Raw genomic sequence first — 21521 nt, forward strand, 5'->3', positions numbered from 1 at the left:
GTGACGGTCGCGCCCAAGCTCATCCCGCTGCGCATCCGCCTTCCGTACACCACGGACGAGGAGTTCATCGACAAGTACGGCGCCAACGTGGCGCGCGGCGGGGTGTTCATCGCCACCCGGGCGCCCAAGGAAGAGGGCACCGCGCTGGCCTTCGAGTTCGTCCTCGCCGGGGGCGCGCGCCTGCTGCGCGGCGAGGGAATCGTCGTGAAGGCGCAGCTGGACGAGGGCGGCGGGCGCTCGGGGATGACGGTGCGCTTCACGAAGCTGGATGCCCCCAGCAAGGCCCTGCTGGACCGGGTGGTGGCCCGGCGCAACGGTGAGCCCCTCCCTTCGCCCGAGGTCAGCGCGCCCGCCGAGGAGCCTCCCCAGGCTCCGCCTCCCCCAGCGGCCCCTGGGGCGCCCCCACCCGGGTTGATCCGCAAGGCCACGGTCCCGGCGGCGGTTTCCCGTCCGCCGGCCCCCGTCGAACCGCCGCCAGAGCCCACGATGTCCTTCCGGCCGGTGGCGCCAACGCCTGCACCGTTCCAGGCGCCCGCGCCTCCTCCAGCGCAGGCGCCCGTCCGCGAAGTCCTTCCCGCCCCCGCGCCTCCGCCTTCAGCGCCCACACCGGAAGCACCTCCCGCCGGCACGCCTCTTGCGCCCGAGCCCCTTCGCAAGGGACCCGAATTCCGGAGCCGCCGCCGGAGCGTGCTCGAAGTGCCCGACCGCCTTCCGGTCACCCCTGCCGGACCCGAGGTGGTGCTGGGCATTGATCTCGGGACGGCACAGTCCCGGGTCGCGGTGTTCCACGAAGGGGAGGCCCAGCTCATCCCCGTGGGGGACACCGGAGCCTGGGCGGTTCCCTCGATGATGGGGGTGAACGCAGCGGGGCACCTGCTCGCCGGAGAGGCCGCGCAGGCCGAGGCCACCCGTGCCCCCCGCCATGCCGCCACCGGCCTCAAGCGCCTGCTCGGGCTGCGCGCCAGCTCGCCCCGGCTCCGCGGCTTCGTGGGGCTGCCCCTGACCCTCGCGGCCGATGCCTCCGGTGACGCGAGCGTCGAGCTCCAGGGCCGCGTCCTCTCCCTGGGCGAGTTCGCCACCCACCTGCTCGGAGAGCTCAGGGCCACCGCCAGCGCGTTCCTGGGCCGGGACGTCACGCGCGCGGTGCTGTGCGTTCCAGCCTACTTCGATGCCCGGCAGCGCGCTGTCCTGCGCGAGGCGGCCGAGCGCGCGGGGCTGACCGTCCCTCGCATGCTCAATGCCCCCGTGGCGGCGACGCTCGCCTACGGCCATGGCCGGGGCCTGGCGCGCAAGCGCGTCCTCGTGGTGGATCTCGGCGGCGGCGGCCTCGAAGTCTCCGTCATCCAGGTCACGGGAGATGACCTGGAGGTCGTCACCACCGGCTGGGACGCGACGCTGGGCGGCATGGACTTCGACGCGCGCATCGCGGAGGCCCTGCTCGGGGAGCTGCGCGACCGGGGTTTGCCCCTGCCCGAGCACCCGCTCGACTGGAACCCCCTGCGCGCCGCCGCCGAGACCGCCAAGGTGGCCCTCAGTGAGCAGGAGGAGACGTCCGTTCCGCTGGCGCCCGGCGTCACGGCCAGCCTGAGCCGGGAGCGCCTCGAAGCGCTCACCGCGGACCTCGCGCACCGCGTGACGGAGGTCACCCGGCAGGTGCTGGAGTCGAGCGCCCTGACGCCCCAGGGCCTGGATGCCGTGGTGCTCGTGGGAGGCCAGAGCCGGGCGCCCCTGGTCCGCCGGCGGCTGGAGGAGAGCCTGGGCGTGCCGGTCCGCGCGGATGTGGACCCGCTGAGCGCCGCCGCCCAGGGCGCGGCGTTGCTGGGGCGCTCCTTGCTGGAGATCGAATCCGGCAAGCCGGGGGCCACCCTCTCGGATGTCCTCTCGGTTCCCCTGGGCGTGGCGGACCAGGGCGGCGCCTTCCGCCGGGTCTTCGAGCGCAACACCCGGCTGCCCGCGGACAAGACGCTCGTGCTTCCCGTCACGCCCGGGCCGCTGACCCTGGCGCTCTTCCAGGGCACCTCCCTGCTCGCGCTGGAGAACGAGTACCTGGGAGAGCTCAGCTTCCAGCTCGAGCGCGCGGGAGAGGCGGAGTTTCACTTCTCGCTCTCCCAGGACGGCATCCTCTCCTTGGAGACCACCCTGCCCGGCGCGAAGCGGCAACCCGCCCCGCTGGCCTCCGGGGACCTGGACGATGCGGGAAAGGAGGCGCTCTTCGCCCGCTCGCCGCTGCCCAGCGAGCCCGAGGCGCGCCCCAGTGGCCTTTTCTCCGGGCTGAAGAAGCTCTTCGGGAAGCGCTGACATGAGCGGAACCCGTGAGCTGCGCACCCGGTTGGAAGCCGCCCAGGCGGAGCTTCAGCGCTCCAAGGCCCACCTCGAGAAGCTGCGCAGGTACCACGAACGGGAGCGGGACGCGCTCCAGCAGGAGCTGGAAGCGGCACGGCGAGAGGTGGCGGCGCTCCAGCGCCGTCACGAAGAAGCCCTGCAAGCCCAAGCGCAGCGGAAGGCCGAGGCGCTACAGCAGGCAGTGCTCCTCCCAGCGCCCCCGCCCGTGCCGCCCTCCGTGCTCGTCGCGCTCGTCCGGCGTCCCGAGCCGTTGGAGCCGGCCGTGCCCGCCCTGTCTCGGCTGACCGGATTGCCTCCCGCCGATGTGCGGCTGCGGGTCGCCATGCCCCTGCCCTGCGTCATGGCGCGCGCGTCCGTTGCCGAGGCGGAGGCGATGCGCCAGGCGCTCCACGCCGAGGGCTTCCTGGCGGTGAGCCGTGAAATCCCCCCCCCTTCCGCCGGAGGGGGGATGACCGTGCGCCGCTTCACGCTGGAGGCGCAGGCCCTTCACCTGGAGGATGCCCGGGGCCGGCGCGAGCAACTGCCCTATGACAGCCTGAAGCTGCTGGTCCGGGGCCGGCGGCTCACCCTCTCGGTGGAGAAACAACTGGAGTGGACCCTTCCAGAAGGCCAACCCCTGGTCGGCCGAAGGGGCTTCTCCGCCCAGGAGCTGAAGGTGCAGGAGGTCAAAAAGGAAGAGCACAGCCAGTTCCTGTGGGTCTACGTCGAAGGGCTCCGGGTGGTCTTCACCCAGGGCACCCAGTTCCAGGGCCTGGGCGCACGCCGGGGGGCCTCCCTGCACGAGAGCCTGCACAATCTGACGGGCGAGCTGCATCAACGCGCGCCGCAGGCCGTCCTGGACGATCGGCTCCTGGCCCTGCCCCGCTTCAGCCTGCCCCTGGTCCATGAAGCGCGAGGCCAGGAACTCTTCGCGGAGCTGCTCTTCCAGGCGGTGAAGCAGCGGGTGTGGCCATGAGCGACGCCCAGGAGCTTCGCGACAAGCTAGGCGCGGTCAAGAAGGAGCTTCAGCAGGTCCGGGCCGAGATGGACCACCAGCGGGCACGGCATGCGCGCGAGCAGAAGGCCCTCCAACTCGCCCTGGAGAAAACGCGGCAGGAGGCAGCCCGGCTGCGCGCGCGCATCGAGCCGTTGGAGACGCCTTAGTTCGTACACGTTCGCCGTGCCCCGTCCTGGCGTACCGGACGGCATCCGGCGGTGCTCGGCCTCAAGAGAGCGGAAACTCAAGCGTGGCCACGGCGCCCTTGCCCGCGCCCTCACTCTCCAGCGTGAGGTGGCCCCCCAGCATCTGCGCCGCCAGCGCGCTCGAGTGCAAGCCGAAGCCGTGGCCGTCATGACGCGTGGTGAAGCCGTGCGTGAAGAGCTTCTCCCGTATCTCCGGTGTGATGCCCCTGCCATCATCCTCTATCTGGATACGTACCCGGTTGCCCTCCACCACCAATCGCACACACATGTTGCGCTTTCCCTCGGGCACCCCGTCCAGCGCGTGCTTCGCGTTGCTGATGAGGTTGATGAGAATCTGCAACACCTTGTGCTTGTCCACCTTCAGCGTGGGGACCGGAGCGATCTGGCGCTGGACGGCCACCCCGTGACGATTGAGCGCCGCCATCTGGATGCGCAGGGCATCCTCGATGAGCTGGGCCAGGCTGCACTCCTCCGTCAGCAGCGACGTCCTGGCATACGTCTGCTGCACATGGACGATGGCACGGATGTGCGCGATGTGCCGGCTCATCGCGTCGATGTCTTCCACCAGGCGCGTCTGCTCTCCGATGAGCTCTTCAGCCAGCGCGGCCAGATACCCCGGCAGTTTGCCACCGCGCGCCCCTGGGGCCAGGAAGTCCGCCAAGCCCTCGCGGTGCTTCAGGAGCAGGGCGGTGGCCTGCTTCAACCGGCCGACGCGTGAGGAGCCGACCGCGTGCTGCATCATCTCGAGGTTGATGACGGCGCTGGTGAGCACGTTGCCCACGTTGTGCAGCACGTTGGAGGCCACCTCGGCCATTCCGACCGCGCGCGCGGTGTCCACCAGCCGGGCCTGGGCCTGCGTGAGCTCGCGCGTGCGTTCGTTCACCCGCTGCTCAAGCGCATCGTTCGCCTCCCGCAGCTCCGCCCTGGCACGCTCCACGTCCGCATAGAGCCGTGCATTCTCAATGGAGATGGCCGCCTGCGAGGCAATGTGTCCGAGCAACGCCAGACGCGCGGGACTGAAGGCGTTGGTGGCCAGGCTGTTCTCCAGATACAGCGCTCCGGAGAACTGCTCCTGGCGCATCAACGGCAGGCACAGCACCGAGCGCGCCTTGCTGCGCGTCAGATACGCATCGGACGAGAACGGGTGGGGCTTGGAGGCATCCCCAATGAGCACCGCCTCATGGGTGCGCCGGACATAGGTGAGGATCGTCCACGGCAACGCCTGCATCGAGTCCTGCCCTGGCGGGGCAAAGGGATTGCCCGGCAAAGCGCTGGAGGTGGCCGCCACCGAGAGCGCATCCCCGCCCGGCAGCAGCAGGGCGCCTCGCTGAGCGCCTGCATTCTCGATGGCTGCCTGGAGCAGCGTGGTCACCAGCCGCTCCAGGACAATCTCACCCGAGATGGCTTGCTGGGTCTTGACCACCGTGAGGGCGTCGATCTGGGCCGACTCCGTGCTGCTGGTACTGCTGCCGTCGGCCGGCACCGGAGCCTCGGTGTGCGGCCACTGAGCATCCAGGTGCTGAACCTTGCCCCGGGCGCCCCATCGCAGATACGCCGCCCGGGCCTCGCGCGCGAACGCATGTGAGACGATGGATGCCTTCCGCGTGCGCCAGAATTTTGCCGCCAGCTCGCTGGCCAGCGCCACACATTGGGTGGCACCGCGCTCTCTCGCCGCGCAGATGGCCTCCTCGTAAGCACACGTTGCCTCATCCCCCCTCCCCTCGAGACGGGCCAGCTCACCGGCCACCATCCGCTCCAACGCGCGGAAGTTTTCGGCGCACTGCTCCGCCCACTCCACGAGCTGCTGATGATGGCCCCGGATGGCCTGGAGGGACTGCTGCTGCTGCTCGGGGGCTTCCTCGTCAAAGCACGCGGCCAGGGTCAGGGCGCTGAAGAAGTGGTAATCCTTGATGAGGATGGAGCCCATCATGGATCCCAGCAGCCCGGCAGCCCGGCCGGCGGCTTCGCGTGCTTCGCCCCAAGAGCCGCACATGAAGCGCGATTGGAGTTTGACAATCCAGTACATGCACCGCAGGGGGGGCATGCGCCCGGAGGTCAGCCTGGCCTCGAAGGCCTGCTCATCGAAGCCCTCTCCGTTCAGGGTACCGAAGGAGAGCGAGTGTCCGCGCAACTGCTGCACGTAGCGCTGGTAGATGAGCAGCATGTCCTGGCAATCCTGAAACCCGGCCTTGTGCAGGAACTCACCGCGCGAGACCGACTCCTGGTGGATGTCCGCCAGGGCATGCCCCAAAACCAGACGATTCCCCAGGGTCGAAACGCTGAAAAAACTCGCGGACTGAAAGTCTCCGAGCTGGAGCGCGTGGTGGAGCCCACTGAGGGCGATCTCCTGCACGGCGGAGAAAGGCTGGGTCCAGTAGCTGATGTTCTCCAGGCTGGAGAGCACCTGCGCGCGGCAGGTGGCCATGTTGTGCCGCTCGACGAGGCCGTAGGCGAGCCTCCCCAGGGCAGCGCCTTCCTGATACCGCTTGAACATGAAGCCGGTCAGCACCCCGAACCAACCCAGTCCTCTCATCGCCGTTTCCGTGAAACCGTGGCGAAACGTGAGGGAGACCATCCGGCTCAGGACGATGATGAGCAATCGGGGGCCGGAGAAGTAGGCCGACGTGAAGGCGGTGGAGAGCGCATCCATCACCATCTTCATGTCCGGGTCCGTCATGGGCGGCAGGTCAATGAGGCTCTCGATGGAGCGATCCCCCAGCAGCGTCCATACCTCCTCGTGGGCCGCCAGGACCTCATTCCAGGCGGGGTTCTGTGACATGGGCATGCCCAGCTTCGCCAAGCACTCCAGCATGCAGGCAGTCCCCTCCTGAATCTCGCCAGAGACCAGACAGCTGGTGCTCTTCAGGCAGTAGGCGGCGGTGGTGTCCGCACGTGTCCGTGCCTGTAAAAGGAGCTCCTCCGCCAGTTGGCGCGCCCCGGAGGCATTGCCGCACTGGAGCTCGCACTTCGCCCGGGAGGAAAGCACTGTGAAGGCCAGCTCGTAATCCGTCTCCCATGGGTTGCCTGGGATGAGCGCGAAAGCGGCCGTGAGGTAGGTGATGGCAGGCAGGGGCGCCATTGCGGCAGCGGCCTTCCTGCCCGCTTCAGCGTTCAGCCGCGCGGCGAGGTGGCGCTCCCCGGGCTCATCCATCAGCTCCGCCCCAACGTTGAGCTGGCTCACGACGTCGAAGACCGCCTCGCCCACCTGTTCGGGTGGCAGGCTCTTCAGCAGCAACCGGCCGATGCGCAGGTGGACGGACCTGCCTTCCGCCTGGGAGATGAGCGCGTGGGCCGCCTGCTGGATGCGGTCATGGAGGAAGCGGTACTTCTCCGGCCCCGTGCGCGTCAGCATGCCTTCCTGGAGCGCGGACTCGAGCCCTTGCTCCACGTCTCCCACCTCCTCCAGGCCCGCCAGGGTTCTCAGCATCTGGAGTGAGAAGTCATTGCCCACGCACGCCGCCAGCCTCAACAGGTGCTGCGTCCCGGAAGGCAGCTGGCGCAGCTTGCCCACCATGAAGTCGACGACATTGTCCGAGTAGCCCTTGGCCTGAACGCTTGCGGCATCCCACCGCCAGCCCCCCCCTGGCTCGCGCACCAGCAGGCCGTCTTGGTTCAACGTCACCATCCACTGGAGGAGGAAGAAAGGGTTGCCGCCGGTCTTCTCGTGCACCAAGACAGACAGGGGGATGGCCATGTCCTCCCTCACCCCCGGGAGCGTATCGCCAATCAGCTGCTCGACCTGTGTCAGGCTCAAGGGCTCCAGGCCTATCCGGGTGATCCGTGCACCGGCCTTGCTCACCTCATTCAACACCAGCGTCAGCGGATGAGAGGGGCTCACCTCGTTGTCGCGGTAGGCGCCGATCCACTGCACGGTGAGGAAGTCCGGCTGGGACAACACCTGTTGGATGAGCTGAAGGCTCGCCAGGTCTGCCCACTGCAAATCATCGAGGAAGATCACCAGCGGGTGTTCGGGAGTGGCGAACACCTGCAGGAACTGGCGGATCACCCGGTGGAAGCGGTACTGCGTCTCACGGGGAGGCAGCGCCTGGAGCGGTGGCTGCTTGCCCACCAACACCTCCAGCTGAGGCACCAAGTCCACGAGCGCCTGGCCATCGCCCTCCCACGCCTGATTCAGCCGCTCACGCCACTTCGCCACTTCCGCGTCCGCTCCCGCCAGGAGCTGCTGCATCAGCCCCCGGATGGCCTGCGCCAGGGTCGCGTAGGGAATGTCCCGTTGGAACTGATCGAACTTCCCGCTCAGGAAGAACCCGCGCCGCTGCACCACCGGCCTGTGCAGCTCATGCACCACCGAGGACTTGCCGATGCCGGAGTAGCCACTGACCAGGAAGAGTTCCGGCTTGCCGCTCGAGATGACGCGCTCGAAGCCCTGGATCAGCGTGGAGACCTGCGCTTCCCGCCCATAGAGCCGCTGCGGCAGCTGGAACTGGTGAGGGGTATCGTGCGCGCCGGGAGTGAATCCTTCCAACGTGTCCTGGAGCAATCCTTCGCGGCACTGCTCGAGGTCAGCCTTCAAGCCCTCGGCGCTTTGGTAACGCTCCTCGGCCACCTTGGCCAGCAGCTTCTCCACAATGGCCGTCAAGGCTTGCGGCACGCTGGGGTTGAGCTCGTGCAGCGGCCTCGGAATCTGAGCCATGTGTGCGTGGAACCACTCGAGCGCATCACGCCCTTGGAAAGGCCGCTGGCCCGTGAGCAGCTCATAGAGCGTCACGCCGAGTGAGTAGAAATCCGTCCGATAGTCCACCGCCCGGTTCATCCGCCCCGTCTGCTCGGGCGACATGTACGCAAGCGTTCCCTCGATCAGGTGAGCAGGCGCGGCATCCAGATGCTCAATCTTTTGCAGCGTGGCAGCCCCGAAGTCGATGAGCCGCGCCTCGCCGGAGGGTTCGAGGATGAGGTTCGAGGGCTTGATGTCCTTGTGGATGACATTGCGGCAGTGAATCTCCGCCAGGGCCGAGGCCAGGGAGATGGCCACAGCGAGGCACCGGGGGACCCCCAGCGGCCGAGCCACGAACTCAGACAAGGGCTCGCCCTGAATCTTCTCCAACAGGAGCACTGGCCGCTCGCGGATGAGTTCACAGGCATAGGGCTTGGCCACGCCGCGCACATCCCGGAGCCGCTGCAGGATTCCAAATTCCCGGCGGTAGCGTTCGCGCTCGCTGGGACCTGGCGTGGGCGCCATGGGCGTCTTGAGGATGACGGGCAAGCCATCGGCCTCACGCACCGCGTGGAAGAGCACATTCGAGCCAGTCGCTCGGATGGTGCCAAGAACCTTGTAGCCGGGAATGTCCAACATGGTTGGGGGTCCTCAGCAAGCGAGCGGCACCTGCGATGACGTGACCGAGTCAACGGGTGAGGTCAGCACCTGAAGCGTATCCATTCAAGGGGCCCCTGTGCTGAGGAGACAGGGCCGCCTTCTGTCCCGGCAAGCCCAGCCCCCTCCTTCGGAATGGGTCCCCCTGGACCCCCTGACTCGAACGTCCAGCGGACCTTCGCTCCGGAGGGGCTCCCTTACCAGCGCTCCTTGTCGGAGGGGGGCGCCATGGGGAAGGGCGGCGCGGTGATGCCGTTCACCGTGAGGCCCGGGTGCATGATCATGGGCGCGTTCGGGAGGAGGCCGGCCGGGAAGTTGAGCGCCGGTTGGGAGACCTCGTCCAGGGCCGCCACCTGCCGCGGCGTCAGCGTCAGGTCCAGCGCGGCCAGGTTGTCGTCGAGCTGCTCCAGCGTGCGCGCACCGATGATGGTCGAGGCGACACCGGGCCGGCTTTGCACCCACGCCAGAGCCACGCGCGCCACGGTGGAGTTCAGCTCCTGGGCCACCTTCTGCAACACCTCGACGATGGCGTAGGCCTTCTCGCCGAGGTTGCCCTCCACCCACATGCCGCGGTCGGACTTCACCTTGCCCGCGTTCTGGCGCGTGTACTTGCCGCTGAGCACTCCGCCCTTGAGCGGCGACCACGGGGTGATGCCCAACCCCAGCTCCCGTGCCATCGGGGTCAGCTCGCCCTCCACGGTACGCTCCAGCAGCGAGTACTCGATCTGCAAGGCGATCAGGGGCGACCAGCCCTTGAACTGCGCCAGGAGCTGCGCCTGCGCCACCTTCCACGCCGGCGTATCCGAGAAACCGATGTAGCGGACCTTGCCCACCCGCACCAGGTCGTCCAGCGCCCGCATCGTCTCCTCGATGGGCGTATTCGCGTCATAGAGGTGCATCCAGTACAGGTCGATGTAATCCGTCTGCAGCCGGCGCAGGGACTCATCGCACGCCGCCATCAGGGACTTGCGCCCCGTGCCACCGCCGTTGGGGTCTTCCGGGAAGAGGTTGCTGAAGAACTTGGTGGCGATGACGACGCGGTGGCGCTTGCCCGGAGCCTTGCCGAGGTGGTCGCCAATGATCTTCTCCGAGTGGCCGCGCGTGTACTGGTTCGCGGTATCGAGGAAGTTGCCCCCGCGCTCGATGAACCGGTCCATGAGGCCATTGGAGGTCTCGACGCTGCTGCCCCAGCCAAGATCTTCGCCGAACGTCATGGTACCGAGGCAGAAGGGGCTGACGCGCAGGCCAGAGTGGCCGAGGGTGAGGTAACTGTTGAGGGCCAATGGGTGCTCCAGGCAAAGGGAGAAAAAAGGCACGTTGCGTAACGCCCCGTAGGTCCTACCAGCCCGGCGGAGCCACCGCACCGGCGGGAAGCGGGTCCAGGAATGCACTCCTGGCCAGATCGAGGTAACTGCCTCCATGGCCGTAGTACTGGTCGTGCCCGGAGTCCAGAACCACTGCCCCGGAGTAGATGTCCCAGTACGGATCCGACGTGCCCGGCCGGGCCGCGTACATCAAGTCCCTCGCGGGGTAATAGGTGTGGCCACTGGCATGCTCGTTGGGCGCGGCATCGGCCACGAAGCCCAGCCCATGCAGCGTCTCATGGAGCATGGCGTATTCGATATACCCAGGCACCGTGCTGGAACCTCCCACGGGGTTGGACGCGCACGGGGCCGGGCTGCCCGGGAGACCATTGAGGTAGAGCGCGACCACCTTGCCGATGAGCAGGGGAGGCCACGAGGCCCCACCACAGGCCCACTCACTGGTGCCACCGTAGTAGACGGCGTACAGCTTCCGGGCGTTATTGATGACGCCCATGGCCACCAGCTCCCGCTCGATTCTGTCGCGCACGAAGGCATAACCGGTGTTGATGTCGCCCGTGTTTCCCGTGCCCTTCATCTGGGCATCGGTTTTCGACAAGCGCACGAATTGGATGTCCAACGCGGACTGAGACACGTCATAGCGCAGGGAAGCGCCGTTCATCGTTTGAGCGATGAACCAGTTGTATTGCGCCTGCACGGACCGGCAGATGGCACCGTTGGTGTCGAGCGCCCGGTCCCATCCGTCCGAGGGCAGCACGTAGAGGAACTTCACCTTGTAATCCGCGGTGCTGTCGGCCCGGTCGGCCGTGGCGCGGGCCGCAGGACAGGAAAACGCCGCCAAGCGTTCCGTCACCTCCTCCAGGCGCTGTGGAGAATGGGGCTCACCCGCATCACAACCAGCACCACTCAGTAACAGGGACAGCACACTGGCTCTCAGAATGCGCATCTTCAATCCTACCGGCGTCGCCATGGAATTCGCTCCTGTCCGAGAAAAACGGTTATAGTCGCTAAAAAGGATTCCTGTAAGTCGATGGTATCTCGTTGGCTAACGAGTAGCCGCGTATCGCGCGTCAGGACCAAGGAGCCCGGATGCAGCGCAGTCAAGGATGGATGAGGAAGATGCTGAGCGTATGGCTTGGGCTTTGGCTGGCCGTTGGCTGCGGGCAGGCCACGGCTGAGACAGATGAGCAGGCCTTGCGTCTTTCGCCTCTCTGGGGCTCTCAGGCGAGGTCCCGTTTCACCGCAGGGACTGCTCATTCCTTGGCGGTGCGTCCAGACGGCACCGTGTGGGCCTGGGGGTCCAACTCCTACGGCCAGTTGGGGACTGGCACCACGAGCCACCACCCAGTGCCTGTGGCGGTGCCAGGCCTGAGCGGGGTGGTGGCCGTGGCGTCGAGCCTCTACCACTCGCTGGCGGTGCGCTCGGACGGCACCGTGTGGGCCTGGGGGTACAACGCCTACGGCCAGGTGGGGGATGGCACCACGAGCCGGCGCCCAGTGCCTGTGGCGGTGCCAGGCCTGAGCGGGGTGGTGGCCGTGGCGGCGGGCCACTACCACTCGCTGGCGGTGCGCTCGGACGGCACGGTGTGGGCCTGGGGGACCAACGGAAGCGGCCAGTTGGGGGATGGCACCACGAGTGACCGCACAGCGCCTGTGGCGGTGCAAGGCCTGAGCGGGGTGGTGGCCGTGGCGGCGGGCCACTCCTACTCGCTGGCGGTGCGCTCGGACGGCACGGTGTGGGCCTGGGGGGCTAACGGAAACGGCCAGTTGGGGGATGGCACCCGGAGCCGACGCTTGGTGCCTGTGGCGGTGCCAGGCCTGAGCGGGGTGGTGGCCGTGGCGGCGGGCCAATCCCACTCGCTGGCAGTGCGCTCGGACGGCACCGTGTGGGCCTGGGGGTACAACTACTACGGCCAGGTGGGGGATGGCACCACGCTCCAACGCACGGTGCCAGGGGCGGTGCCAGGCCTGAGTGGGGTGGTGGCCGTAGCTGCGGGCTACTCCCACTCGCTGGCGGTGCGCTCGGACGGCACGGTGTGGGCCTGGGGGGACAACGCCTACGGCCAGGTGGGGGATGGCACCCGGAGCCGAAGCTTGGTGCCAGTGGCGGCGCAAGGCCTGAGCGGGGTGGTGACCGTGGCGGCGGGCTCCAAGCACTCGCTGGCGGTGCGCTCGGACGACACCGTGTGGGCCTGGGGGGACAACGAAAGCGGGCAGTTGGGAGATGAAACCACGAGCCAACGCTCGGTGCCTGTGGCGGTGCCAGGCCTGAGCGGGGGGGAGGCCATGGCGGCGGGCTCCAAGCACTCGCTGATGGTGCGCTCGGACGGCACCCTGTGGGGGTGGGGATCCAACGGATTCGGCCAGATTGGCGATGGCGGACCTACCGACTGCGCATACACGCCCGTTCTCTCCTCTCTCTATTGAAGGGGTGACGGCGGAGGATGGGCTCTGCAAGGCCCGCCTCGCGGGCCGCCGCGCGTCCGCCAATGCCCAGCTTCATCACCTCCGCTGGGGGGGCGGCCGATGGGCTTGCCGCTCCTTCAGCCCTGGCGGCGGACGCGGGCCAGCCCTGCCTTGGTGCGCTCGACCAGGATGCGCCGCTCTTCCTGTGCCATCCAGCCGGCCATGGCCGTTGGCGCCTCGCGCAGGGGCCTACCCATATCAAGCCAGGGCTCACGGATGCTGCCTACCATCGCCGCCCCCGCGCAGGGCGCCCCGAGATAGGGGGTCAAGGCTTCGAGCGCCCACCGATCTCCGGGAAGCGCTCATAAGCCCGCAGGAGCGCCTCCAGGTGGGCGGGGTTGTCGAGATCGAGCGGTGCCTCCGTGAGCTGCACAACCCACCCACCCGTCGCAGTGCGCCGCGCCCGCGCGAACAGCCCGGCGTCGCGATCAGGGTCCGGGAACCCAATGACTCGTGCGGCAGCCGCCGACCAGTAGTTCAACCACCCGAGGTGATGCGGTATCGCGGGTGCACGGATGTAGTCTGGGAACCTGAGCGCTGGCAGCCCGCGGGGCGGAACTCCAGGCTTACGCACCGGATCGATCGTCTGCCGCGAAATCTCCACGGTCGCGTTGAAGGGTGTGGCGTGCCCCCAGTACGCGCGTGCGCCTTCCCCTATGGCCATCAGCACATCCGCTGCCGCAGCGAGGCCGGCTCCATGCGATGGCAGCGACGCATGCACTTCAAAGTGCGGCGGGTTCCCTGCGGCAAGGCCCTGCGGGTTTTCCAGCCCAAAAAGAGTCACAGGGTGGTTGTCGTCATCGTCACAAAGGAACGGAAACCCTCCGTCTGTTCTGTCAGACGCGACCCACTCATCGCGATGAGGTAGCGGGAGGAGGCCGTTCTTCTCCGAAGTTGTCCACCCCAAGCGCAATCCAGGAAGCGCACGCTCCATTCCGTGAACGATGGAAAGCGGGCGCTCATCATCGTCTACGAGCGCAGGCGCGTATACGCTGGCAGCAATGTCATTGTGAGCAACCACCCTATCAGCACCAGTCCATCACAACGATGGCGAGAGTTCTATCCAGGCTCTCCAGTGCTGCCTTGTGTGCGGCGCTTTTGACGCCAACGACGAAGTTATAGCCGCAAGCATTGGCGAGCATGGCCTCGCGCCGTATCTCAGGCAATTTCACTTTGGCGAAGAACGCTTGCGAGCGAGGCGAGTGTATATCAAAATTATCAGTCTTGACTTCCCACAGCGTGCGTGTGGCAAGAACCAGTGCATCAAAGTGTTTGCCGTTGACGAATACATTCAGACCAGGGAAGTTGTTGCCTGCAATTCTGTCGGCGCACTCGTTATGCGGCTCGTTTCCTCCACGGGATGGCCCCGGAATGGGCTTGCACTCTGGGCGGCGCACTCGCTCAACAGTCGCGGGCGGCAGCGGGGGGAAGATGTCCCCGGAATCGGAGCCCTCCGGCTTCGGCTTTCTGCTTACGGAGAGTTCCTTAACGGGCCGCGTTTGAGTCGCGGCCTTCGCACGCTCACGCGATGCCCGCCGTTCATAAGCATCCAATTCCTCTTCGATGACGGCAGCCACCACCACAACGCCAGCGACAATCACGGCTCCTACGATGATCTCCGGTGCCGCTAAGATGCAGAGCCCCGCCCCTACGGCTGCTGCACCCGTCGAGGCGACAGCACATCTTCCTGTGACATCGCGAAACTGGATCCTGTCACGGTCGAGCGCGTGAAAGCATTTCTCCGCTAGGACAGGCCATCGGTTGGATGCCTCTCGCACTACGCATCGCCCGTCATCCGTCCATGGCAGCATCGCCGCTCTCTGAAGATTGTCGATCCTTGTGCTCTTGGCCGTCGGCTCTTTCGGGCTCAGCTCCATCGTGGCGCAGGCTGCTGGCAGGAGCAGGAGTGCAAGGCAGTTTCGGAGAAGCACGGCCACGTCCTTGCGAAGGGGTTTCCGCCCGCCACGCTCGATAAAGAGGATGCTCAGAGCGCGCCCGAGTTTGGCAGCGCGCCCCCCTGAAGCGCCAGAGCCGAGGTTCAGCTCAGCGGTACACCTTGCCGCCCCACAGGAGGTACCCCCAACAAGCGGCAAGCGGTCAGCGGCAACGGGGCCAGTGGGCAGGATGCACGCGGCGAGCGGCTCGTTCTCCGAGCCACCTGGGCGGCCCTGCATCCAGTCCAAATCCAGTGTGCGCCCGGCTCCTACTGCGATGTCGCGGCAGTTCCCCTCGTGGCCGACCCTGACATGGACGCTCGGCCGGTGAGAGCGGCCATTCGTCAACCACCTTCTTTTGTGAGCTGGGTTGAACGCGCCACTCCTCGAAGCGGCTGCTACCGACTGGTTGGTACCGTGAAGCGGCTGCTACCGACTGGTTGGTACCGTGAAGCGGCTGCTGCCGACTGGTTGGTACCGTGAAGCGGCTGCTGCCGACTGGTTGGTACCGTGAAGCGGCTGCTACCGACTGGTTGGTACCGTGAAGCGGCTGCTACCGACTGATTTGCGCACAAGCTATCGATCGTCAGGGCCATCGCCACCGCGTCAGCCTGGCTTGCCGTACCCCAGGATTTCGTCCTCCTCGAACTCCACCACCCAGCCGCCCGGCAAGGCCATGGCGGAGAGCAGCTCGGAGCGCCGGCGCAGCAGTTCGAACACCGGGAACTGCTCGGGCGGCACGGTGCTCAGCGCCCCTGGGGGCATGATGAGCCAACCAGAGTCCCCCACCTCGGGGGCCAGCGCACGCGCCAGCGCCACCCGCTCGCTCTTCTCCCAGCCCGGCACCGCCGTCACCGTGTCGGTGAAGCGGGGGAAGCGCGGCTCGGCGTCCACCCCTTGCGCCGTCTCCAGCATGCTGCCCTGCACCTGCAGCGTCACCGTGACGTCATCGCGCCAGGCATTCAGCGGGTCCCCGTCGAAGTCGGGCTCGGTCACCACCAGGGCTCCGCCCCGCGGATCCAGCCGGATGGAGGACCAGCCGAAGCGCAGCGTCCGCCCGGGAATCAGCCCCCCGGCCGGCAGCTTCGCGAGCACCTCCATCACCCACTCGCCCTGCTCCTCCGCGCCGTCCGCGCACGTCAGCACCACGTGCACGCCGTGAAGGTTCCGCTCCAGCCGCGCCAACCCCATGGTCATCCCTCGTTCCCGCCACCGCGGGGGTTAGAGCGTGAAGCGTGACAGCAGCGCCTCGGGCCGGGGGTCCTTCTCCCAGGCCTCCAGCACCGCCACGGCGGGAGAGCGGCCCGAGGCGGCCACCTGCTCCAGCGGCGCCAGCAACGGCGCATCCTCGGGGTCCAGGCGCTGCAAGCCCCGGCGCGCAATCGCCACCATCTCCCCGGCGAGCCGGTGCAGTTCCTGCCCGTTCAGGCGCCCCGCGAGCCCCTCCCGGCGCGACGTCTCGTGGAAGGCCCGGTGCTCGGCGAGGCTCAGCTTCGGCAGCAGCCGCTCGGCCTCCTCCATCGCCGCCGGGTCGTACAGCAGCCCGCGCCACAGCGCGCCCAGCGCCCCGGTCATCTCCGCCGAGGCACAATCGGCCCCACGCACCTCCATGACCTTCTTGAGGCGCACCTCCGGGAAGAGCGTGGACAGGTGGTCGGTCCAGTCCCCCATGTCCGGCGGCTGCCCCTCGAAGCCCTCCTTCAGGAGCTGGCGGAAGGAGAGCTTCGGGTAGAGGTACTGCCCGCGCCGGCGCAGGAAGAGCAGCGGCGCGTCCAGCGCCCACTCCACATACGCCCGGTAGGAGAAGGAGCCATCGAAGAAGGCCGGGATGTAGCCACAGCGGGTGGGGTCCACCTCGTCCCAGACGCGGCTGCGGTAGGACATGAACCCCGAGGGCTTGCCCTCGACAATGGGGCTGTTGGCGTAGAGCGCCACCATCAGGGGCGACAGCCGGGCCACCAGCACCGTCTTGCGAACACAGTCCGCCTCGTCCGCCCAGTCGAAGGAGGCCTGGCCCGTGCAGGTCATCAACATCATGTTCAGCGCCAGCCGGCCCCGCTCCGGCAGGGTGCGCCGCATCATCTTGTAGCGCGTCTTGGGCATCCACGGCGTGTCCGCCGTCGTGCCGAAGGGCCGGTACCCCAGCGCCACCAGCTGCAACCCCAGCTCGCCCCCGGCGGCCTTCACCTCGGCGAGGTGCCGCAGGTTCTCCGCGTGGGCCTCGCGCGCGGTGCGGAACGGGCTGCCCGACAGCTCGAGCTGGCCCCCCGGCTCCAGGGAGATGGTCTCGATGCCCCGCTGGAGCGCGATGACGGGCGCATCCGGCGTCTCCCGGAACAGGTTGTAGCCCCCCGCCGGGCCAATCTTCTCCAGCAAGGCGCCAATTCCGGACGGTCCCTCGTAGGGCACGGGGCGCGCGGCCCCCACCGGATGGACGAGCTTCTCGTGCTCGAGCCCCAACAAGTGCCCCTCGCGTGGCTTCTCCGCGGCCCGGAAGCCCTCCAGGAGCATGTCGATGGAAGCAATGGGTTCAACGGCGGCGCGTTTGAGGTCCAGGGACATGGCGGCGCCTATATAACGATGATTGACCCCGCCGCTCTCAATTGCGCATGGTACCGCGGATGATTCGCTCCTCCCCCGTGCCCGCCCTCCCGCCCCGGTCCAGCCTCTCGGACTTTGTTCAGGGGGTGTCCTTGCTGGGCCGCGCCCTGGGGCTCATCTTCCGCGCCCCCAAGCTCCTGGCGCTCTCGGCGCTGTGCGCGCTCGTCACCCTGGTGAGCCTGGTGGTGCTGGTGTGGCTCATCGGGCACTACACCCCGCAGCTCGTCGGGGCCCTGTTCCCTCGCCCGGAGGCCTGGTATGGCCAAGCCCTCTGGTACCTCGTCCTGGCGCTCACCTTCGTGGTGCTCCTCGTGGTGGGGGCCAACACCCTGCCCCCCCTCTTGCTCGCCCCCCTCATGGACCCCCTCTCGGAGACCACCGAGGAGCTGTGCGGCGGCTACACCTCCCCCCCCTTCACCCTGGGGGCTTTCTTCAAGGGCCTGGCGACGGGGGTGGGCCACACCCTGGCCCGCGTCTTCTTCCTCGTGCTGGGGCTCACCGTGCTCCTGCCCCTGCACCTCATCCCCGGGCTGGGCAGCGTGCTGTGGACGGTGCTGGGCAGCCTGTGGGCGATGATCTGGATGGCCGGCGAGCACCTGGCCGCCCCCATGACGCGCCACCTGTACCCCTTCTCGGAGGTCCGCCGCATGCTCCGCGAGCGGCGGGCGCTCTGCCTGGGCATGGGCGCGGGCATCTACCTGATGCTGTGGGTTCCGGTGCTGAACACTTTCTTCCTCCCCGTGGCGGTAGTGGCTGGGACCCTGCTCTACCGGGGGCTGATCGCCGCCGGGAACCTGCCCCCCCCTCCGGCCCCAGCGCCTTGAAATAAACCCCCGCCCTGGGTGTCTTCCCCCTCACAGGCCCTGAGGCCGGGCGGACGGGAACGCATTGCTTTCCAGGAACGTTCCTCAACGACGCAGAAGAGAGGACGCCTTGAAGCACCTGAAGACCGTGATTAGGCTTGCCCGGCTGCTCACTGCCCGCTGCGTCCTCAACAACCACCCGAATTCAAAGAGCTTTTCACGCAGCACCCCGGGGTGCCCGTCACCCCAGCTTGGATGAACCCATGCCGCGAATGCTTCGCCGGATCATCGCAGTCGCAGTCCTGCTCGGCGCCTGGGCCCTCGTGGGCGGTGACCGCGCCCCGATGCCCCTCACGATGGGGGCTGCTCAAGCCGCCAACCAGGGCTGGGACGGCACCGCCGCCCAGAAGGGGGACAAGGGCTCGCACGAGCTGTCCTCCCGTATCTTCACGAAGGTCATCCTCTACGTGAAGGACAACTACGTCGACCCCAAGCGCGTCCGTCCCAAGGAGATGATGATCGCCTCCCTGGAGTACGTGGAGAAGAGCGTTCCGGACGTGCTCGTCGAGGGCAACGCGGAGACGGGGAAGATCAACCTCAACGTGAACGGCAAGCAGCAGGAGTTCGACATCAGCCACGTCGACTCGCTGTGGAAGATGTCCTTCACCCTGAAGGACATCTTCGACTTCATCTCCAAGAACATGCGCCGCATCGAGGACACGCGCGACATCGAGTACGCGGCGGTCAACGGCGCGCTCTCGACGTTGGATCCGCACTCGGTGCTGCTGCGCCCGGAGCTGTACCGGGAGATGAAGCTGTCCACCAAGGGTGAGTTCGGCGGCCTGGGCTTCGTCATCCAGATGCGCGAGGGCAACCTCACCGTGGTGCGGGTGCTGCCCAAGACGCCGGCGCACCGCGCGGGCATCCAGAAGGACGACCAGATCAAGAAGATCGGCGAGGAGTCCACCGTCAGCATGGACCTCAACGAGGCGGTCTCCAAGCTGCGCGGCGCGGTGGACAGCAAGATCGTCATCACCGTGGAGCGCAAGGGCTGGGAGAAGCCCCGGGTGATGACGCTGGCGCGCGCGATGATCTCCATCGAGAGCGTGCAGCACAAGCTGCTGGCCCAGAACGTGGGCTACGTGCGGCTGAAGAACTTCCAGGGCAACACCACGAGAGACTTGGAGTCGGCACTGGCGGACCTGCGCAAGCAGTCCGAGCAGAAGGGCGGCCCGATGAAGGGGCTGGTGCTCGACATGCGCGGCAACCCCGGCGGCCTCCTGGAGCAGGCCATCCAGGTGTCCGACACGTTCCTGTCCAGCGGCGTCATCGTCGCGACGGTGGGCCTGTCCGACAAGCTGCGCGAGGAGAAGCGCGCCCGGCCCACCGAGGGCGAGGACGCCTACCCCATCGCGGTGCTGGTGAACGCCGGCAGCGCCAGCGCCTCCGAAATCGTCGCGGGCGCGCTCAAGAACCTCAACCGCGCCACCATCATCGGCCGGCAGACCTTCGGCAAGGGCAGCGTGCAGGTGCTGTACGACTTCCCGGATGACAGCGCACTGAAGCTGACCATCGCCAAGTACCTCACCCCCGGCGACGTCTCCATCCAGGAGGTGGGCATTGTTCCGGACATCCAGCTGGTGCCCACGCGCGTCACCGACGAGCGCATCGACGTGTTCGCCCCGCGCCGCTCCATCGGCGAGGCGGACCTGGACCAGCACTTCGGCAACCCGGACTCCTCCACGGTGGCCAAGAAGCGCGAGGATGTGCTCAACCGCGAGAAGCCCTGGGAGAGCCTCAAGTACCTGAAGGTGGACCCGAAGCAGCAAGCCCAGGCCGCCGCCAAGGAGAAGGAAGCGGACAAGGCCGCGCCCAAGGTCGCCCAGAAGGACGCGAAGCACGGCGAGAAGGACCCGCTCATCGACGTGGACGTGGCCGGCCAGAGCGAGGACCTGGACGACCAGCTCGACGCGGAGAGCCAAGACGAAATCAAGGAGGACTTCGAGGTCACCTTCGCGCGGGAGTTCGTGCTGCGCGCCCCGGCGACCACCCGCAAGGAGCAGCTCCAGCAGGGCAAGGCCTTCGTGGACCAGAAGCGGGCCGAGGAGGAGCAGCGCATCAACGCGGCCCTCGCGGCGCTGGGCACCGACTGGAGCCCGGGCGCCACGCCGAAGAACGTGCAGCTCGAGGCCACCTTCTCGCCCTCCGCGGACCAGGCGGTCCACGCGGGCGAGGAGCTGGAGATGGTGCTGACGGCCGAGAACAAGGGCACCGAGCCGCTCAAGCGCGTCCGGGCCTGGAGCGAGAGCGACAACGCGTTCCTGGACCGCCGGGAGTTCATCCTGGGCGCCATCAACCCCGGGGAGAAGAAGACCTGGAAGGTGAAGGTGCGCCTGCCCAAGGACCTCACCTCCCGCCGCGACGACGTGACGGTGAAGTTCTTCGATGACCAGGGCGCGCTGCCCAAGACGCTGGTGAGCGAGCTGAGCTTCGTGGAGCTGCCGCGGCCCTCCTTCTCCTTCAACTGGCAGGTGCTGGACGCCTGCCAGACGTGCAACGGGGACGGCATGGCGCAGCGTGGGGAGAGCGTCACCCTGGCGCTGGACGTGACGAACACGGGCACCGGCCCGGCGCTCGACTCGTTCGCGCAGATCAAGAACGCGGGCGACGCGAACGTCTTCATCGAGAAGGGCCGCTTCAAGCTGGGCGCGCTGGCGCCGGGCGAGACGAAGTCCGCGCGCTTCCAGTTCGAGGTGAAGAAGGGCTACAAGGGCGACACCTTCCCGCTGAAGCTGGCCATCATCGACGAGCCGCTGGAGGAGTTCGTCACCGAGAAGCTGGAGCTGCCGGTGCGCGAGTCGGCCGTGGCGGCGCTGGAGCCGAAGAAGGGCCTGGTGCGCGTCTCGGAGAAGGCGGAGCTGTTCGGCGTGCCCCTGGCCAACGCCCGGCCGGTGGCCCGCGTGGGCACCGCCTCGGTGCTGACGGCGGAGGCCTCCACCAAGGGCTTCTACAAGGTGTCCGTGGGGGAGGACCGGTTCGCCTTCGTCAAGGCGGCGGATGCCCGCGAGGTGAAGGCCGGCAAGGCGGTGCTGCCCAAGAAGCTCGACTGGCTCACCTCGCTGAAGCCGCCGGAGATTCACCTGGAGGCCGACACCGCCAGCGGAGGACTCATGGCCACCGGGGAGCGCTTCACGCTGACCGGCTACGTGACGGACCCCAATGGCCTGTTGGACGTGTACGTGCTCGTCAACGACCAGAAGGTCTACTTCAAGGCGGTGGACCCGAAGAGCGCCGAGCCGAAGAAGCTGACGTTCAGCACGGACTTCGCGCTGAAGGAGGGCAACAACAACGTCCTGGTGGTGGCGCGCGAGACGCAGGACTTCGCCAGCCGCAGGACGCTGGTCATCCGGCGCCGGCCGGCCGAGGTGGCGCAGAAGCTGACCACCCCGGGCCAGCCCCAGAAGCCGCAGTAGGCGGCGGCTTTCCCCTCTGAAGTGACCGGGCGGCTCCCCGGGAGGCTCACCCCTCCCACTTGGGG

General features: G+C 67.7%; 13 protein-coding genes. 6 read left to right on the top strand and 7 right to left on the bottom strand.

Features of this window, described 5'->3' with window-relative positions:
- From KY661_RS15935 to KY661_RS15945, 3 genes are read left to right on the top strand one after another with little or no spacing between them, the layout of a single operon-like run.
- A complete protein-coding gene (locus tag KY661_RS15935) occupies window positions 1-2298 on the top strand; it encodes a TIGR02266 family protein (RefSeq protein WP_225411004.1) in 2298 nt (765 codons plus the stop codon).
- Window position 2299: 1 nt separating this feature from the next.
- Window positions 2300-3298, top strand: coding sequence for a coiled-coil domain-containing protein (locus tag KY661_RS15940; RefSeq protein ID WP_225411005.1), 999 nt, complete (start codon window positions 2300-2302; stop codon window positions 3296-3298).
- A complete protein-coding gene (locus KY661_RS15945; RefSeq protein ID WP_225411006.1) occupies window positions 3295-3486 on the top strand; it encodes a periplakin in 192 nt (63 codons plus the stop codon). Before KY661_RS15940 ends, KY661_RS15945 begins: the two co-directional genes overlap by 4 nt.
- A gap of 61 nt (window positions 3487-3547) precedes the next feature.
- Here the strand turns inward: KY661_RS15945 and KY661_RS15950 are convergent, their stop codons facing one another.
- The 3 genes from KY661_RS15950 to KY661_RS15960 form a co-directional block, all read right to left on the bottom strand.
- Complete coding sequence (locus tag KY661_RS15950) at window positions 3548-8839, bottom strand: trifunctional serine/threonine-protein kinase/ATP-binding protein/sensor histidine kinase (protein WP_225411007.1); 5292 nt, start codon at window positions 8837-8839, stop codon at window positions 3548-3550.
- A gap of 215 nt (window positions 8840-9054) precedes the next feature.
- Window positions 9055-10140 carry an aldo/keto reductase gene (locus KY661_RS15955; protein WP_225411008.1) on the bottom strand — a complete coding sequence of 362 codons (1086 nt, stop codon included), beginning with the start codon at window positions 10138-10140 and terminating at the stop codon, window positions 9055-9057.
- Between the two features lie 55 nt (window positions 10141-10195).
- Window positions 10196-11032 (bottom strand): hypothetical protein, encoded by an 837-nt coding sequence (locus tag KY661_RS15960; RefSeq protein ID WP_225411009.1) that lies wholly within the window; start codon window positions 11030-11032, stop codon window positions 10196-10198.
- 266 nt (window positions 11033-11298) lie between these two features.
- On the opposite strand from KY661_RS15960, the gene KY661_RS15965 reads away from it, so the two are divergent.
- Window positions 11299-12606, top strand: coding sequence for an RCC1 domain-containing protein (locus tag KY661_RS15965; protein ID WP_317987263.1), 1308 nt, complete (start codon window positions 11299-11301; stop codon window positions 12604-12606).
- Between the two features lie 304 nt (window positions 12607-12910).
- On the opposite strand, the gene KY661_RS15970 is transcribed toward KY661_RS15965, so the two are convergent.
- The 4 genes from KY661_RS15970 to KY661_RS15985 all read right to left on the bottom strand — a co-directional run bounded on the left by KY661_RS15970 (window position 12911) and on the right by KY661_RS15985 (window position 17141).
- Entirely contained in the window at window positions 12911-13666 is a 756-nt protein-coding gene (locus KY661_RS15970) for a DUF5953 family protein (RefSeq protein ID WP_225411010.1), read from the bottom strand.
- 4 nt (window positions 13667-13670) lie between these two features.
- Window positions 13671-14246: a DUF6310 domain-containing protein gene (locus tag KY661_RS15975; RefSeq protein WP_317987264.1), complete on the bottom strand. Its 576-nt coding sequence runs from the start codon at window positions 14244-14246 to the stop codon at window positions 13671-13673.
- Window positions 14247-15185: 939 nt separating this feature from the next.
- Window positions 15186-15776 carry a hypothetical protein gene (locus tag KY661_RS15980; protein WP_225411012.1) on the bottom strand — a complete coding sequence of 197 codons (591 nt, stop codon included), beginning with the start codon at window positions 15774-15776 and terminating at the stop codon, window positions 15186-15188.
- A gap of 24 nt (window positions 15777-15800) precedes the next feature.
- Entirely contained in the window at window positions 15801-17141 is a 1341-nt protein-coding gene (locus tag KY661_RS15985; protein WP_225411013.1) for a glutamate--cysteine ligase, read from the bottom strand.
- A gap of 59 nt (window positions 17142-17200) precedes the next feature.
- Here KY661_RS15985 and KY661_RS15990 point away from each other — a divergent pair, with 59 nt between their 5' ends.
- Window positions 17201-18004: an EI24 domain-containing protein gene (locus tag KY661_RS15990; RefSeq protein ID WP_225411014.1), complete on the top strand. Its 804-nt coding sequence runs from the start codon at window positions 17201-17203 to the stop codon at window positions 18002-18004.
- A 242-nt stretch (window positions 18005-18246) separates the two neighbouring features.
- Window positions 18247-21456, top strand: coding sequence for an MXAN_5808 family serine peptidase (locus KY661_RS15995; RefSeq protein WP_225411015.1), 3210 nt, complete (start codon window positions 18247-18249; stop codon window positions 21454-21456).
- Window positions 21457-21521: the final 65 nt, after the last annotated feature.

This window comes from Allostigmatella hybrida, assembly GCF_020103775.1.
GTDB lineage: Bacteria > Myxococcota > Myxococcia > Myxococcales > Myxococcaceae > Hyalangium > Hyalangium aurantiaca.

Excerpts from the sequence above, each read along its gene's own strand:
- KY661_RS15965 (WP_317987263.1), top strand. The coding sequence starts at position 11,299 with ATGCTGAGCGTATGGCTTGGGCTTTGGCTGGCCGTTGGCTGCGGGCAG.
- KY661_RS15985 (WP_225411013.1), bottom strand. The coding sequence starts at position 17,141 with ATGTCCCTGGACCTCAAACGCGCCGCCGTTGAACCCATTGCTTCCATC.
- KY661_RS15980 (WP_225411012.1), bottom strand. The coding sequence starts at position 15,776 with ATGACCATGGGGTTGGCGCGGCTGGAGCGGAACCTTCACGGCGTGCAC.
- KY661_RS15995 (WP_225411015.1), top strand. The coding sequence starts at position 18,247 with ATGCCGCGAATGCTTCGCCGGATCATCGCAGTCGCAGTCCTGCTCGGC.
- KY661_RS15940 (WP_225411005.1), top strand. The coding sequence starts at position 2,300 with ATGAGCGGAACCCGTGAGCTGCGCACCCGGTTGGAAGCCGCCCAGGCG.
- KY661_RS15945 (WP_225411006.1), top strand. The coding sequence starts at position 3,295 with ATGAGCGACGCCCAGGAGCTTCGCGACAAGCTAGGCGCGGTCAAGAAG.
- KY661_RS15990 (WP_225411014.1), top strand. The coding sequence starts at position 17,201 with ATGATTCGCTCCTCCCCCGTGCCCGCCCTCCCGCCCCGGTCCAGCCTC.
- KY661_RS15950 (WP_225411007.1), bottom strand. The coding sequence starts at position 8,839 with ATGTTGGACATTCCCGGCTACAAGGTTCTTGGCACCATCCGAGCGACT.